This window comes from Bradyrhizobium mercantei, from assembly GCF_001982635.1.
Taxonomy (GTDB): Bacteria; Pseudomonadota; Alphaproteobacteria; order Rhizobiales; family Xanthobacteraceae; genus Bradyrhizobium; species Bradyrhizobium mercantei.
The window spans coordinates 588,618-604,402 of sequence record NZ_MKFI01000005.1 but is presented as its reverse complement, the minus strand read 5'-3'; the positions used below and the strand labels follow the sequence as shown (position 1 = coordinate 604,402).

11 protein-coding genes are annotated in these 15,785 nt (G+C 62.1%); 3 read left to right on the top strand and 8 right to left on the bottom strand.

Translation table 11 applies throughout. The features are described from left to right. Positions 1 to 2: 2 nt before the first annotated feature. From BI327_RS25465 to BI327_RS25450, 4 genes are all read right to left on the bottom strand, one after another. Entirely contained in the window at positions 3 to 860 is an 858-nt protein-coding gene (locus tag BI327_RS25465) for a branched-chain amino acid ABC transporter permease (protein WP_076864015.1), read from the bottom strand. A 36-nt stretch (positions 861 to 896) separates the two neighbouring features. Beyond that, positions 897 to 2,411: an amidase gene (locus BI327_RS25460; protein WP_076864014.1), complete on the bottom strand. Its 1,515-nt coding sequence runs from the start codon at positions 2,409 to 2,411 to the stop codon at positions 897 to 899. Between the two features lie 169 nt (positions 2,412 to 2,580). Beyond that, positions 2,581 to 3,768, bottom strand: a complete 1,188-nt coding sequence (locus BI327_RS25455; protein WP_076864013.1) for a substrate-binding domain-containing protein — start codon at positions 3,766 to 3,768, stop codon at positions 2,581 to 2,583. 55 nt (positions 3,769 to 3,823) lie between these two features. Further along, positions 3,824 to 5,005 (bottom strand): substrate-binding domain-containing protein, encoded by a 1,182-nt coding sequence (locus tag BI327_RS25450; RefSeq protein ID WP_076864012.1) that lies wholly within the window; start codon positions 5,003 to 5,005, stop codon positions 3,824 to 3,826. A gap of 178 nt (positions 5,006 to 5,183) precedes the next feature. On the opposite strand from BI327_RS25450, the gene BI327_RS25445 reads away from it, so the two are divergent. Both BI327_RS25445 and BI327_RS25440 read left to right on the top strand, forming a co-directional pair. Beyond that, a complete protein-coding gene (locus tag BI327_RS25445; protein ID WP_038387042.1) occupies positions 5,184 to 5,627 on the top strand; it encodes a MarR family winged helix-turn-helix transcriptional regulator in 444 nt (147 codons plus the stop codon). A 156-nt stretch (positions 5,628 to 5,783) separates the two neighbouring features. Then, on the top strand, positions 5,784 to 6,218 hold the full coding sequence (locus tag BI327_RS25440) for a VOC family protein (protein WP_076864011.1): 435 nt from the start codon (positions 5,784 to 5,786) through the stop codon (positions 6,216 to 6,218). An 83-nt stretch (positions 6,219 to 6,301) separates the two neighbouring features. Here BI327_RS25440 and BI327_RS25435 read toward each other — a convergent pair whose 3' ends face one another. The 3 genes from BI327_RS25435 to BI327_RS25425 form a co-directional block, all read right to left on the bottom strand. Further along, complete coding sequence (locus tag BI327_RS25435; RefSeq protein WP_076864010.1) at positions 6,302 to 7,207, bottom strand: invasion associated locus B family protein; 906 nt, start codon at positions 7,205 to 7,207, stop codon at positions 6,302 to 6,304. Positions 7,208 to 7,220: 13 nt separating this feature from the next. Continuing rightward, positions 7,221 to 9,851, bottom strand: coding sequence for a hypothetical protein (locus BI327_RS41860; RefSeq protein WP_143271692.1), 2,631 nt, complete (start codon positions 9,849 to 9,851; stop codon positions 7,221 to 7,223). A gap of 112 nt (positions 9,852 to 9,963) precedes the next feature. Continuing rightward, entirely contained in the window at positions 9,964 to 11,052 is a 1,089-nt protein-coding gene (locus tag BI327_RS25425; RefSeq protein WP_076864283.1) for a helix-turn-helix transcriptional regulator, read from the bottom strand. A 258-nt stretch (positions 11,053 to 11,310) separates the two neighbouring features. Between BI327_RS25425 and BI327_RS25420 the strand changes: the two genes are divergently transcribed. After that, complete coding sequence (locus tag BI327_RS25420; RefSeq protein ID WP_076864008.1) at positions 11,311 to 12,384, top strand: autotransporter outer membrane beta-barrel domain-containing protein; 1,074 nt, start codon at positions 11,311 to 11,313, stop codon at positions 12,382 to 12,384. A gap of 202 nt (positions 12,385 to 12,586) precedes the next feature. Here the strand turns inward: BI327_RS25420 and secA are convergent, their stop codons facing one another. Beyond that, positions 12,587 to 15,454, bottom strand: a complete 2,868-nt coding sequence (gene secA, locus BI327_RS25415; RefSeq protein ID WP_076864007.1) for a preprotein translocase subunit SecA — start codon at positions 15,452 to 15,454, stop codon at positions 12,587 to 12,589. Positions 15,455 to 15,785 lie beyond the last annotated feature (331 nt).

Here is a 15,785-nt window from a genome sequence, read left to right as displayed (position 1 = left end):
GATTAGACCCCTTTCCCAGCAATGAGGCCTTGCGGCCGGAATTTGATGAAGGCGATGGCGAGCACGAAGACCAGCACGTCGGCGACGACGGGCGACATCACCCATGGCAGCGCCGCGCTGAGCGTGCCGATCAGGCCGGCGCCGGCGACCGGACCGATGAAGGAGCCGACCCCGCCGACCATCACGGCGACGAAGCCCTGGATCAGGAAACGGATGCCGAGATCGGCAAACAGGCTGAACACCGGCACGATCAGCGCGCCGGCAAGCCCGGCCAGCGCCGCGCCGAACGCGAACGTCGCGCCGTAGATCAGAGGCGTCGAGATACCGGAGGCGCGCGCCAGCGCCGGGTTCTCCAGCGTGGCACGGACCCGAAGCCCGAACGAGGTGCGCGCCAGCAGCAGGTAGCAGGCGCCCATCACCAGCAGCGTGATCACGATGATGGTGAAGCGCCAGGCCGAGATGTGGACGGAGCCGAGGTCGATCGAGCCGCCGATCGGCTCCGGCACCGTGAGATAGAAGCCGCCGATCAGCCCGCGGACGCTTTCGCGGATGATCAGGCCGAGCGCATAGGTGCCGAGCATCGCCACGATCGGCGCGGCGTAGAACCGCCGGATGATCAGCGCCTCCAGCACGAAGCCGATCGCGCCGACCACGAAGGGCGCCGCGATCATGCCGGCCCAGACCGGCGCGCCATGGGCATACGCCAGATAGGTCACATAGGCGCCGAGCAGGACGAACTCGCCCTGCGCGAAGTTGAAGATGCCCATCATGCTGGCGATGATGCCGAGCCCGAGCACGACCAGCACGATGATCGCGCCGAAGCTCACGATCTCGAACACCGCGGCGAAGGTGCTAGCCATGGTGTTCGATCCCTCCGGCCTGCGACAAGCGGCGCCTCACATCTTCTTCCAGTCGCCGGCCTGCTCGAAGGCATGCGCGGCGCGGTAGATGGTGGATTCCTCGAACATCCGGCCGACCAGCATCAGGCCGACCGGCAGGCCGTCGACCATACCGCAGGGCAGCGACATCGCCGGGTGATGGGTGATGTCGAACGGCGCGGTGTTGGAGATCATCTCGAGCGCGCGGGCGACATATTCCTCGCGGCTGGCATTGGCCTCCGGCAACTTGGTCGCCTTCATCGGCGTGGTCGGCATCAACAGCAGGTCGTAATCCTTGAACGCCTTGTCGTAGGCCGCGGTCAGCCTTCGGGAGATGTTGAGCGCCTTGCCGTAGAAGCGCGGGCCGAAATTGTTGTTGATGTAGGTGCCGAGCATCATGAACAGCTTGGTGGTCTCCGACAACGAATCCGCCTGGCGCCGCCAGCCGCGATGGAAATCCATCAGCGAGGTGGAGTAGAGGTCGCCGCGGCTGAGGCCGTAGCCGTCGCCGAACATCATGGTCTGGGTCAGGCCCTCGGTGCCGATCGGCGTCCAGATCGCGCCGCCCAGCATGTGCATGGGGATCGAGACATTCTCGACCGATGCGCCGAGATCCTTGAGGCGCTTGGCCGCCTCGCGCACGCTCTCATTCACCGCGGCCTCCGCGGTCGGCTGCTCAAAGCCTTCCTTGACGATGCCGATCTTCATGCCCTTGACGCCCTTGCCCAGCGCCTTGGTGTAGTCCTCGACCTTCGGCGCCTTGATGCGCGGATCGTAGCCGTCGTCGCCGGCCAGCACTTCCAGCAGCAGCGCGTTGTCTTCCACCGTCGCGGTCATCGGGCCGGTGTGGTCGACGTAGATCTCGATCGGCATGATGCCGGTGTAGGGCACGAGGCCCCAGGTCGGCTTCATGCCGTAGGTGCCGCAGAACGAGGACGGCATGCGGATCGAGCCGCCCTGGTCGCCGCCGATCGCCATGTCGACCTCGCCGAGCGCCACGACCACGCCGGAACCCGACGACGAGCCGCCGGCCGAGTAGCCCATCTTGTGCGGATTGTGCACCGGCCCGTAGGAGCCGGTGTGGCTGCCGCCCGACAGGCAGAAATGTTCGCAGTGCACCTTGCCTTTGATCTCGGCGCCGGCGTCCAGCATGCGGGTCACGATGGTGGCGTCGAAGTCGGGCACATAGCCCTCCAGCGTCGACGAGCCGTTGGTCATCGGCACGCCGGCCAGCATGATGTTGTCCTTCAGCGCCACCGTCTTGCCCTTGAGCTTGCCGGAGGCGGCGCCCTTCACCGTCGACTTGCGGTACCAGGCGTTGTGCTTGTTGTCCTCCGGAGCCGGGCGATAGCCCGGCGTGCGCGGATACTTCACTTCCGGCAATTCGTCCGGCATCGCGGCGACGAGGTTATAGGCGTCGACCGAGCCCTGCATCAGGCCGCGGAACGAGGCCACGTCCTCATCGGTGAGAGACAGGCCGCACTGCTCGGCGACGGCACGAAGTTGCGTTGGCGTGGGAAGGACGACGGTCACGGCGCTCTCCTGAAGTTTTTGATCTTGGATTTGATCCCTCGACGCAGGGCCGCGGGCAGCGCGTCAAGACGCGCGAACCGCTCACCCCGCTGCTGTATTGAAAACGGAAATATTTTCCTTTTCAAGTATTATTTCGCAAAACCTTCCGACGAGGCTGTCGCACCTCGACTCAGATCGCCTTGATCACCCTGAAGTCGAGGCCATCGGCCTCGGCAAGGTACATCGGCATCCTGGCATGGCCGCTGCGCACCGTGACCGGACCGCGCGGGCCGCGATAGACGAGGTTGTCGGCGGCCGCGAGCAGCGGCCGCGTGTCGAGCGTACCGGCGCGGCTGGCGGCGGCCTCCAGCAGGCAGAAGCCTTCATAGGCGGACTCGCCGCACGATCCGACCGGCGGCGCGAACGCCCCGAACATCGCGCGATAGCGGTCCCGGAAATCATCGCCGGCGCGCGCGCCGACCGAGGGGAAATAGCCGGAGGCGCAGAACAGGTTCTCGGTCTTGTCGGCGCCGACACCGAGCAACGTCGTTTCGTCGACACAGACTGCATAGCGCAACGTGGTGCGGGCGAGCCCGGCATCGGCGAAGGCGCGGTTGAAGGTCACACTGTCGGTACCGATCAGCGAGATCAGCACGACATCGGGCTTTGCCGCACGGATCCGCTCCAACTGCGCCGCGTGATCGTCTTCGCCGACCGGCACGAACTCCTCGCCGACCACCAGGCCCCCGGTCTCCTTGATGTAGCACTTCACCGCGCGGTGCGACTGCCAGGGCCAGACATAATCGCTGCCGATCAGGTACCAGCGCGAGGCGCGCTTCGCCTCGGCCAGCCAATGGATCGATGGCCGGTTCTGCCAGCGCGGCGTCTCGCCGATCGCAATCACGCCCGGCGTCCGTTCGCCCCCCTCGTAGACCGGCGTATAGATGTAGGGGATCTTGCTGCGGGTGATGAGGTTGCGCAGCGCGACGCGCACCGCGCTGGTGTGCATTCCCATGACGAGATCGACGTCGTCGGAGGCGATCGCCTGCTCGGCGCGGTCGAGCACGTCCTCGATCGGCCCGCCGGCGTCGTAGACCTGGAACTCGATCTCCCGGCCAAGGATGCCGCCGCGCTGGTTGATCTCGGCGACCGCGAGTTGCGCGATCGAGGTCGCGGCTGGCCCCCACATCCCGGGCGAGCCGGAGCAGCAGACGAAGCCTGCGATCCGCAGCCGGTTGCGCGCGCCGCGCGGACCGAACCCGCTGCGATCCATCGGCGCCAGCGCGCGATCCGACGCCGCCGACGCCACGTTCCTGAACAGCAGGGACGGCGGGCATGGAAGGCTGGAATAGGCCGAGACGTTGAGCGTCGAATGCACACCTGCTCCTGTCTGGCACCGGCACGGCATCGCCCTCGCGGGCGGCGGTGCCACGCTAGATGGTCTTGATCACATTGAAGTCGAGACCGTCGGCCTCGGCAAGATAGATCGGCATTTCGGCGCGGCCGTCGCGGATGGTGACGCTGCCGCGTGCACCGCCGTAGACGAGGTTGCGCGCCGCAGCAGACAACGGCCCGATCGACAGCGAACGGGCCCGGTTGGCCGCCGCCTCGAGAAAGCGCATCCCCTCGTAATTGGACTGCCCGACCGAGCCGATCGGCGGCGCATGTGCCCCGAACATCGCGCGGTAGCTGGTCCGGAAGTCGTCATTGGCGCGGGAATCGACGCAACCGAAATAGCCGGAAGCGCAGAACAGGTTCTCCGTCGCGTCGGGGCCGATGCCGAGCAGCACGGTCTCGTCCATCGCGCCCGCATAGCGCAGCGTGGTGGCGGCGAGCCCCGCCTCGGCGAAGGCGCGGTTGAAGGTGATGCTGTCGGTCCCGATCAGGGTGATCAGCACGACATCGGGCTTGGCGGCGCGGATCCGCGCCAGATGCGGCTCATGATCGTCCTCGCCGAGCGGCACGAACTCCTCGCCGACCACCTGGCCGCCGGCCTCCTTGATGTAGCGCTTCACCGCACGGTGCGACTGCCAGGGCCAGACATAATCGCTGCCGATCAGGTACCAGCGCTGGGCCTTCTTGGCCTCGGTGAGCCAGTGGATCGCCGGGCGGCTTTCGGCGCGCGGCGTCTCGCCGATCGCCATCACCCCTAGGGTCCGCTCGCCGCCCTCGTAGACCGGCGTGTAGACATAGGGGATGCGGCCGCCGGTGACCTTGCGCAGCGCGAGGCGGACCGCCGAGATGTGCGAGCCCATGATGACGTCGATCTCGTCGAACGCGATCGCCCGCTCGGCCCGGCGCACCACCTCCTCGATCGGGCCGCCGGCGTCGTACATCGACAATTCGACTTCGCGGCCGCGGATGCCGCCGCGCCGGTTGATCTCGGCGACCGCCAGCATGACGCTGTTGGCGGAGATCGGCCCCCAGATCCCGGGCGCGCCGGAGAAGGTGATGAAATTGCCGATCCGAAGCTTGCTGTCGGTACCGCCACGGCGCGAGGAGCCCGGCTTGACGGTCAAAGCGAGATCGGCCGCGCAGGACGACGGGCTTCGAAACAGGTGCGGCGGCGCGACGGGCAAGCCGCCATACGCCTGGTAAGAGACCGTCGAGAGCACGCCAACTCCTGTCTGGGAAGCAAAACGCAACGCAGCCAGCGGGCGGTCGCGGCATCCGCCCCTTGGTTGGGGGAATATCCTAGGGGAAAATATTGAATATTCAACAATTGAAGTGCATATAGAAACGGCATGCGTTGCCGGACATTCATTCACCGGGTCAGGAACCAGGTCTCACGCCGTGGCTAAACCGCCGAAAGAAAATTCCCCGATCACCGAACATCTCACCTACCTGCTCGCGCAAGCGAACCGGGAGATCAACCGGCAGTTGGAGACGCGGCTCGCCAAGGAAGGCGTGCCGGTCGAGCAGTGGCGCATCCTGAAAGTTCTGTCCGACGGCAACGGCCACTCGATGGGTGAGCTTGCCGATGCCGTGCTGCTCAACCATCCGACGCTGACCAAGATGATCGACCGCATGGTGTCGGACGCCCTCGTCTACCGGGTCCAGGATCCCAAGGACCGCCGCAAGGTGTTGATGTTCGTCTCCGACCGCGGCAAGGCGCTGTGCCGGCGGCTGAACTCGCTGGCGGTGAGCCAGGAGGAGCACATCGTCGAGAGCTATGGCGACAAGTCGACCACCGAGCTCAAGCGCCTGCTGGAAAGCCTGATCGGCAGCGCCAATTGAGGCCGCGCCGGCCGGGCGCGCCGCGAGCGAAATCATCAAAAAAGACCGGCAGGGAATGTCGGGATGTGGCCGGTCGGTCCGTCCTCCGAGCGCGCCTGTAGCGCAGCCTTCGCGCGTCGCCGCGCAGGTTCCCCCGATTAGCGAGGACACCCCGCCATGACTTCGATCACGCCGTTCCTCTGGCTCGACAACAACGTCCGCGAGGCCGTCGCCTTCTACAAATCGGTGTTTCCGAACGCCGAGATCGCGACCGTCAGCGACTTCATGGCGAGCTTCGAGCTCGAGGGGCAACGGTTCTACGCGCTCAACGGCGGACCGCAGCACAAGTTCAACGAGGCGGTGTCGTTCTTCCTGAGCGTCGAGACCCAGGAGCAGGTGGATTACTTCTGGAGCAAGCTCACCGACGGCGGCCAGGAATCCCGCTGCGGCTGGCTCAAGGACCGCTTCGGCCTGTCCTGGCAGGTGATCCCATCAGCACTGAGCCGCTACCTCAGCGACCCCGATCGTAAGGCCGCCGACCGTGTCATGCAGGCGATGCTGAAGATGCAGAAGATCGTGATCGCCGATCTGGATAGGGCGTATGCGGGGTGACGGCGAGGCGGCTGTGACGGGCGGGCCGATGGCCCGTCGCATCTAGTGTCGCAGCGGCTCGCGCGTAGCTGCCGGGGAAGACATCACCCCTTCTTATCCCTCGAGAAGCTCACGGTGCAGAGCCGCCCTCCGATTCGTGTTGCCGTTCCGCCCGAATCCGAAAACGTTCCAGTTGCCTTCCAAGTGTAAGGCGTCCTCTCCGGTGCATTGTTCGTGGTCGACTTACTATCGCCGGTCAGCCCGCTCGCTACGAGCTCAAAGCTGCCGCTGGCAGCAATTCTTCCTTCGAACGTTCCCGATCCGGGTTTGCCTTCGCTCCCGAACTTTGCAGTAATTTGGCCGTTTTCAATCTTGCTGCTGGTGGTCCAATTTGCCTTTGCCACGCTTGGCGGAATGGCTGCGCACTCAGCTTCCGTCTGCCATTGTCCATCGAAGCGCCTAACATCTTCCGACTCATGAGCAGACGGTGAAATCTGGGCCCCCTTGAGCACCATGTCGAAGGCCGAACCGAGCCCTTTGAAAGACATCGGTATCCTTTGGTCCTTCTGCTCGGCATCCTTGAAAACCAGGAAGCCCTTCTGGTCGCCCAGCACTGTCAGCTCTCTGAGTTTCTGTTGGTTCACCTCGACGTCTGCCAAGCACCTTCCGGGAATGCACCATCGAAATGCAGCGACTATCCCGTTGTCATCACCAGCTGACATCAGCTTTATGCCGCTCGCTAGCCACACGTTCGGTGGAATCTGCACTGAGATTCGTATGGGCTTTTCCCTGCCGATGCCGCTCAGGGTTATTTGGCTAGCAACGACTAGTTGGCCTTGAGCTTGAGCTTGTTGAGTGGACGTTATTTCGCAACTCTTCGGTACTCCAACACATGCGACAGTCCAGTCGTCGTAAGTCGCCGTGATGCGTTGCTGCGCCTCTGCGGAGGCGAGACAAAGTCCTGCATGAAGAATTCCAATCAATGTCCACTTCGCAGGGATGAGCTTCATTGGACAACCTGTATTAGGGGGTCACTCTATAGACCATGCGGTTCTGGCCATTCGCGGACTGCCACCATAGATTTCCCTGGGGGTCATTAAAGAGATGACCGCTACCGAGGTTGGGGGTTTGGCCGGCTGATCCAAACCATGGGCTGTACCCTACCAGTTTTCCTCTTGTATAACTGGCAGAGGGGATGGGCGGCCCCACTCCCAAGCCAATAGCCACACCGTTTGGTATCCAACTGTCATTGCCGGGCGAGAATGAAACCGAGAGTCCTCCCTTGGTACCAAAGGTTATAGAATCTCCGTTCGCAACTTCTTGCGGCTTCCAAGCCAAGTATCCGGTTATACCTCCAGTCGGAGTACCACTCGAGTTTGCAGGATCGGTGGCGTACTGATGAATGCCGCTGCTATCGTAAGTGAAGGTTTGCCCACCACACTCCATGTTGCCCGTTGCGCTGCAACCACCAATATTGACCATACCACCGAACATCGGTGACGTTTGCTCGGGATCGGTCGAAGAGCTTGCGCTTGCCAGTTGTTGACTGACTGCTTGGGTGTTCTTATCCACTTGAGCCTTAAGGTCCACCAAGCTGACGTCGGAGCTCGCCGAATTGGCGGCAGTCGGGGGAGCCAATGTCCCGTCAGCGAATTGCGGCTGAATGCCTATGTCATTCAAGAGTTTTGGATCGTAGCAGCCAGCTGTGCAGTTCGGATCATCCCAAGATCCAGGTGTGTATGACTTGCCTTTCTCGCTGCCGTCCGTGTCCTGCTGCTCGGCCGGTGAAGCATTAGCCATCTGCTGGTTGCCGCCTTTGGGAGTATCGCCATTCGCTCCACTCCCATCATCCGCCGATTTTGGAAGTTTGGGATTTGGAGGATCATCGTCGCTCGGGTTGTTGCTCCCCTTTGAGGAGTTGGGGTTGCTATCATCGGCGAACACGGCATTGGGCGGCGGTCCGTTAGGATAATAGAACCCGAATGGCAAGACAGGCTGGCTTGAGGCTTCAGACAGAGGACCGTAGTTCGCCAGAACATCCGCGGGCGGCGCAAACCAATACGACTTGTGCCAAACGCCATTTGCGTCCTGAACGTAGATTGGTTGACGGCCGCCACCAGATACCGAGGGCATTTGTATCGCTGGCGTTGAGGTAGAGGCGGTTTGCGAATTGAACTGCAAAAACAGCGTGCAGGTCCCACCACCGCAACCTGTCATATTGCTTTCCATATAGTGCATACCCGGTGGCGGCGGCGGTGGTGTGTCGCCAGAGTATTTGAAGTTCACCTCGTAGAAGGGTTTGCCACCGACGCCGTTGCCGCCTTCATCCACGGTTGAACTGCATTGTTGGACCGGACAGATATTTGAGGGGGGCGTTCCGTAAGTCTTGCCGTTGTTGCCTCCTTGTCCTTGTTGCTGCTGCGCGACCGACATGGGTCCTGTGGAGACACCTGTGTTGGTCGATGGCGCAGCCGCGGCTGTTCCACTGGCAGGCTGGTTGTTGTTCTGACTGTTGGCCATCAGTGGCTTGAGAACCGTCGTGTCGCCGGCGGCTAACTGGTTCATCTGCTGCTTTGTCAGCTTAACGCTGCCAACGTTGTTAGAGAGAGTGATTGTTCCGTCAGAATTCATCACCACCTTGCCAAACGTTCCGTTCGGAAGCCGTAGCTCGGTCACATTCCCCTTCGAATTGACTAAGGATTGCGTCAATCCCTGGCCGGAAGCATTGTTACCATTTGCAACCAGAGGCTTGAGTGCAGACATATCCCCCGCCGCAACTTGATTCATCTGCTGCTTCGTAAGCGTAACCGTACCAAGGTTATTCGACACGGTGATCGATCCGTCTGGATTCAGCACTGCTTTGCCGAATGTGCCGTTTGGAAGGCGAATTTCTGCGCCCCTCGAAGGGGTGATCACCGAAGATGAACCGGAAAGAGAGTTTATCGAATTGCCCTGGCCGTTGCCGTTCAACGAGACGCCGTTTGAACCGCTCGCGGGAGCCGGAGAGGTAGGAGATGGACTTATCGCCGATCCACCGTTGGCAACGTTGGCCTGCGACGGCGATCTCGGCGCAGGGACGGGAGTTTTCGGTGCTGTCGTATCCGGACCGGCGACCTTTGGCGGATCAGTCGTCGTCACCGGTACCCGGGGAGTTTCAGCTATCGGTCTTGGTGAGGGAATGACCGGATCAACCGACTTGGGCGCATTGACGTCCCTACCGCTCTTCGGCGTCCCGCTTACGATGCTCGGAGGAGCCACCGTCTTTGGTATGGTTACCTGAACCGTGGACTTCGGCAGATCCACCTTCGGAGTATCAGCGACCGGCTTATGCACCTCCACCTTTGGGACGTTCACTACTGCTCTAGGTACATCTACTTTGGGGACGTTCGCCACCGGCTTGGGGACATTCACTTTCGGAACACTCACGACCGGCCTTGGTACGTTCACCGTAGGCTTCGGCACGTGTACCGTCACGTTCGGCCGCGGGACGTTAATCGTCGGCCGTGGGACATTGATCGTCGGCCGCGGGATATTCGGCTTTGGGATGTTGATGACAGGCTTGGGTATTTCAACAGCGCTGCAATCGGTCGTGAGGAATGCCGATAGCGCAACAGCAATTGCCGAACAAATCACGAGGCGGGATGCAATGCCCAAGGCAACCTCCCTGCAATGAATATGGCCAATTGCGCCGCGCTGGGCCTAAAAGCCCAAGGATAGCCCCCCTCAGCCAGCCGGTCTTCACCCGTTTGGGTTAAGGCACCGCACCTCAGCCCCTGAGAAACTTCGACAGGACGGCGACCAGTTCGGCCTGTCGGTGGCATCCGGTTTTCGCGAAGATGCTCTTGAGCTGAGTTCTTGACGTCTCCTTGGTAATGCCGAGCTTTTCCGCCACCTTCTCCAACGCCTCGCCAGCTGCAAGCTCAGCGGCGAGACGAGCCTCGGACGCCGTCAGACGGAATGCCCTTTGCAGGGCGATTGTCGGCGGCTGGGGCCCTTGTTCGGTGTCGACAAAGACGACCACCATCTGGCAATCCGCGAGCGCATTTTGGACCAGCTTCGCAAGCTTGAGCGGATAGGCCAGCAATGGACGCCGTCCAGGACGCGCGAACGAGACCGGAGGCTGCATGGCAGCCTTGTCGCTGTTCAGCAGCTTACTGACGGCCTGCTCGAAGGAAGCCGTGGCGGCCGAATCCTGAGCGACGAGGCGCCCCTTAACCACCGTCACGTCTTGCTTCAGAAGTTGTTCGGCCACGCTGTTCAGCCGGAAGATCTTCCCTTCGCGGTTAATGAGCGCCGCTCCCTGTCCGCTGATCTCGAACGCGTTGAGCGCGCCCAAGGCGGCAGATTCTCCAATCGTGCTGGCGACGGCAGCCGTGCCGGACAGTCGTTTCGAAAGATAGGCCAACTGGTCTTTCTCCTCTTCGGAGAACGGTCCCTGGGCAATGGATCGCTGAATGGACAGGCACCACAGGTGGGCGCCGCAGCTGATCGCGATGCCGCCGAACCACCGAAGCCCGTGCGGCGCGAGAAAGTCCTGATAGTAGGGATGTCGCTTGATTTGATCCGGGGTGAATATGTCGAGATCATCGACAATTCCCCTCTGCTTCATGAGCGTTATCCCACGAAATCGTTCGTCGCGGGTGAACCAGCTGTCCTTGGTATAAGTCTCGAACGACCTGCTCATCGGTTCGGTGAAAGGAAGTGCGGAGATCATTCCCCCGGCGACCGGCAGGAGCACCGCGCCATAACTGTCCGTGACAGTCGTGACGACGTCGAGCGCCTTCACCCATTGCGACGGATCGATCGCCGCCTCGACAAATGCTTCTTCGATCAATGATAGATTTCCGAGCGGCATGCGCGTCCCCTTGTCCGCTCTGGTCAAAGGCGGACAAATTGCCGCAGCGTATCAGTAGTTGTCCAGTCAGGATAACTACGGGGCTCGATGTGTCATTTTTGCATCGGACCATTTGAATCGCTTCGCTGTAGCAATTCCTACCCCAAACGGGTGAAGACGCTCGACTTATCGGCTTTTAGCTATGGTCGAACAGTTTATCGATTTGCATTTCGGCCGATCCAGGGGCTGGGACCGGCGGAGAACATTGGGGACGAGCATATGGCCAAGATCGCACGCAATGGCAAAACACACGTTAAAGTAGCATTTCTTGCACTCTCGGCATCGACCCTGATCGCGGCACCCGCAAAGGCGGACTTCATTGCGGACCGGGTCATCCAGAACGTCATTCAGAACGTTTTGCAGAACGTTCGCGATCAGATCCAAAGCCGCCGGCTGGCAACGTCTGCTCCGGGACGGATGCAGTTCACCGGCGAGGATGAAACTGCCGTGTCAGGCTCCGATCCGTTCGCGGCCTTGGCCTATGCGAAGGCTCCGGTCTACACCAAGGCTCCGCCGGCTCCGGTGCAGCCGACTTACATCTATGGCCTCAATCTGACGGGTTCGGCAGACTGGAGCCACTCTGGCGGCGTCACCACCAGCGCCTATGGCGTCACCGGTGCCTTCGACGTCACGAAGATCGGGATCTTCAATCAGTACGACGCGCTCACCATCATCCTCACCGGCGGTGGCGTGTGGTCGAATTCGATCGCGTCCGATGCGGACACCGGTGTTGGTGCCGGAACGATCGCTTACACCAATGGCGGCTTCTCGACTGACTTCACCCTGAGCGGGACCTGGACAACGTCTCGCACCCCGATCGCCGGTGTCGTCACCAGCATGGACAGCACAGGACTCAGCTACTCACCCAACGTGCAGTACAAGTTCGACCTGCCCAATGGCTGGTTCATCGAACCGACGATCGGCGTCAGCTACACTCAATCGTTCGACGCCAACTTCGCAAATCAAACCGGCGACAGCACCGAGGTGCACGGCGGCGTGCGGTTCGGCACGGATACGACGTGGAATGGCGTCCGCGTGCAGCCGTCGCTCAAGCTCGAGGCATTCTCACTGGTTGCCGAAAGCGGCGTCGGCGGCGTGGTGCTGATCAATGGAGTTCCAACAGCAGTTGGCACCGGCGGCGGTGTTGCTGTGGGCGAGGTCGGCGGACGGGCTTCCGGCAAGCTGAACGTGCTGTGGACCCAAAACTTCTCAAGCTTCATCGAAGGCCATGGCAGCAGCGTCACCGGCCTCACGAGCTATGGCACCACGGCAGGGCTTCGCTGGTCATTCTGATCAGTCTATTCGCTGATCAATCACTCGTTTTCCCGAACCTCCAGAGCCGCCTCATCGAGGCGGCTCATTTTTTTGCCAGGAGGTTCAGCACCGCGCATTCGTGGCGGGAAATCGACAAGCATCGCCGGGATCGAGATACTTCCAAGAGCCAGGCGAATTCACCTCCAAGGATGGACGCCTAAGTCGTCCACCTCGGTGATGGCTATGCGTACCTGCCGTGGCAGTGCTTGTACTTCTTGCCGCTTCCGCAGGGGCAGTCCTCGTTGCGGCCGACCTTGCCCCAGCTGGCCGGGTCGTTCGGATTGCGCTCGGCGGCCGGCATCATTCCCGGCGCCAGCGAGGCCTGGGCGTAGGTGGCTTCAGTCAGGCTGGCGCGGGCGAACTCATCCTCGCCGGTGTTGGGATCGAGCTTGTGCGCCTCCATCACCGGCAGCGGCTGCGGCGGCTCTTCCGGCGGCACGATCTCGACCCGCATCAGCTGTGCGGTGACCGCCTCGCGCAGATGCGAGCTCATCTCCTGGAAGAGGTTGAAGGCTTCGGTCTTGTACTCCTGCAACGGGTCGCGCTGGCCGTAGCCGCGCAGACCGATCACCTGGCGCAGATGGTCGAGCATGATCAGGTGCTCGCGCCAGAGATGGTCGAGCGTCTGCAGCAGGATGGTCTTCTCGACGTAGCGCATCACGTCGGGGCCCCATTGCGCGACCTTGGCCGCCATGCGCTCGTCGACATGCGTCTCGATGCGCGTCAGCAATTCCTCGTCGGCGATGCCTTCTTCCTTGGCCCATTCGTCGACCGGCAGATCGACATCGAGCACGCGCTTCAGCTCGTCCTTGAGGCCCGCGGTGTCCCACTGCTCGGCATAGGCGTGCTCGGGAATGTATTTTGCGACCACGTCCTCGACGAAGGCGTGGCGCATGTCGGTCACGGTCTCGACGACGCTGTCGTCCTTCATCAGGTCGACGCGCTGGTCGAAGATCACCTTGCGCTGATCGTTCTGGACGTTGTCGAACTTCAAGAGGTTCTTGCGGATGTCGAAGTTGCGCGCCTCGACCTTCTGCTGCGCCTTCTCGAGCGCCTTGTTGATCCAGGGGTGGATGATGGCTTCGCCTTCCTGCAGGCCGAGCCGCTGCAGCATGCTGTCGAGCCGGTCGGAGCCGAAGATGCGCATCAGATCGTCTTCCAGCGACAGGAAGAACTTCGAGCGGCCGGGGTCGCCCTGACGGCCGGAGCGGCCGCGCAGCTGGTTGTCGATGCGGCGGGATTCATGGCGCTCGGAGCCGATGATGTAGAGGCCGCCCGGCTTCTTCACGGTCTTGGCGGGCTTGTTGCCCTTGGCGGGCTCGACCTCGAAATCCTCTTCCGCCTTCAGCACGATCTCGCGGAAGCGCTCGATGTCGGCCTTGATCTGCTCGATCTTCTTGGCCTTCTCGGCCTCGTCGGTGATCCCGGCGGTTTCCTGCTGGATCCGCATCTCGAGCGAGCCGCCGAGCTTGATGTCGGTGCCGCGGCCGGCCATGTTGGTCGCGATCGTGATCGCGCCCGGCACGCCGGCTTCGGCGACGATATAGGCTTCCTGCTCGTGGAAGCGCGCGTTCAGCACCGCGAACAGTTTTGCCGGCTTGCCGGCGCGGGCCGCGGCGTAGAGCTTCTCCATGCCGGATTCGGACGTGAAGTCGATCTGCTTGTAGCCATGCTTCTTGAGGTAGTCGGCCAGCACTTCCGACTTCTCGATCGACGCCGTGCCGACCAGCACCGGCTGCAGCCGCTTGTTGGCGCGCTCGATCTCGGCAAGGATTGCGGCGTATTTTTCATTCTGCGTGCGGTAGACCTCGTCGTCCTCGTCGAGACGCGCCACCGGCAGGTTGGTCGGGATCTCCACAACCTCGAGCTTGTAGATGTCGAACAGTTCGTCGGCTTCGGTCAGCGCCGTGCCGGTCATGCCGGACAGCTTGGCATACATCCGGAAGTAATTCTGGAAGGTGATCGAGGCCAGCGTCTGGTTCTCGGGCTGGACCGTGACGTGCTCCTTGGCTTCCAGCGCCTGGTGCAGGCCTTCCGAATAGCGCCGGCCCTGCATCATGCGGCCGGTGAACTCGTCGATGATGACGACCTCGTCGTCGCGGACGATGTAGTCCTTGTCGCGGGTGAACAGGGTGTGCGCGCGCAGCGCCTGGTTGACGTGATGCACGACGGAGACGTTCTCGACGTCGTACAGCGAATCGCCCTTGAGCTGGCCGGCGTCGCGCAGCAGATTCTCGAGCTTCTCCATGCCGCCTTCGGTCAGCGTCACCGTGCGCTGCTTCTCGTCGACCTCGAAGTCGGCGGTCTTGGCCAGCTGCGGCATGAAGGTGTCGATGGTGTTGTAGAAATCCGACCGGTCGTCGAGCGGGCCGGAGATGATCAGCGGCGTGCGCGCCTCGTCGATCAGGATCGAGTCGACTTCGTCGACGATCGCATAGAAATGCTCGCGCTGGACCATGTCCTCCAGGCGGTACTTCATGTTGTCGCGCAGATAGTCGAAGCCGTATTCGTTGTTGGTGCCGTAGGTGATGTCGCAGGCATAGGCGGCCTTGCGCTCGGCATCGTCGAGCCCGTGCACGATCACGCCGGTGGTCAGCCCGAGGAACGCATAGATCTGGCCCATCCAGCCGGAGTCGCGGCGGGCGAGGTAGTCGTTGACGGTGACGACGTGGACGCCCTTGCCGGCGAGCGCATTGAGGTACACCGCGAGCGTCGCCACCAGCGTCTTGCCTTCGCCGGTCTTCATCTCGGCGATGTCGCCCTCATGCAGCACCATGCCGCCGATCAGCTGGACGTCGAAATGGCGCTGGCCGAGCGTCCGCTTGGCCGCCTCGCGCACCGTGGCGAAGGCCGGCACCAGGATGTCGTCCAGCGTCTTGCCTTGGGCGAGCTGCTGCTTGAATTCGGCGGTGCGGGCCTTGAGCTCGTCGTCCGTCAGTTTGACGAGTTCGGGCTCCAGGGCGTTGATGGCACTGACGCGGGACTGATACCCCTTGACCCGACGGTCGTTGGCGGAGCCGAAAAACTTGCGGGCGAGCGCGCCGATCATGCGAAATTCCTGTTCTTCGGTCTCGAGTTCGTCTTGGTCTTCGTTCAGTCTTGGTACGGTCTTGAATACAGCCTGAGATGGTCCGCCGGATCGCCTATCAACTCACCGTGACGCGCTACGGTTCGAGCCCCGCCCCGGGGCTCCCTCGCCAATTGAGTGGGAAACAGGCCATCCTGGGTTCAACGGCGAAAAACGCAGCAAAATAAGCGCTCTCACCGCCGAAACGGTTGGCCAGAGATATGGCCCGGTCGGGGGGTTGTCAACGCTGGCAAGATGTCAAGGAATTCATCATTTTGACACGACTTTCGCGTTGCCAATGTAACACGATTGG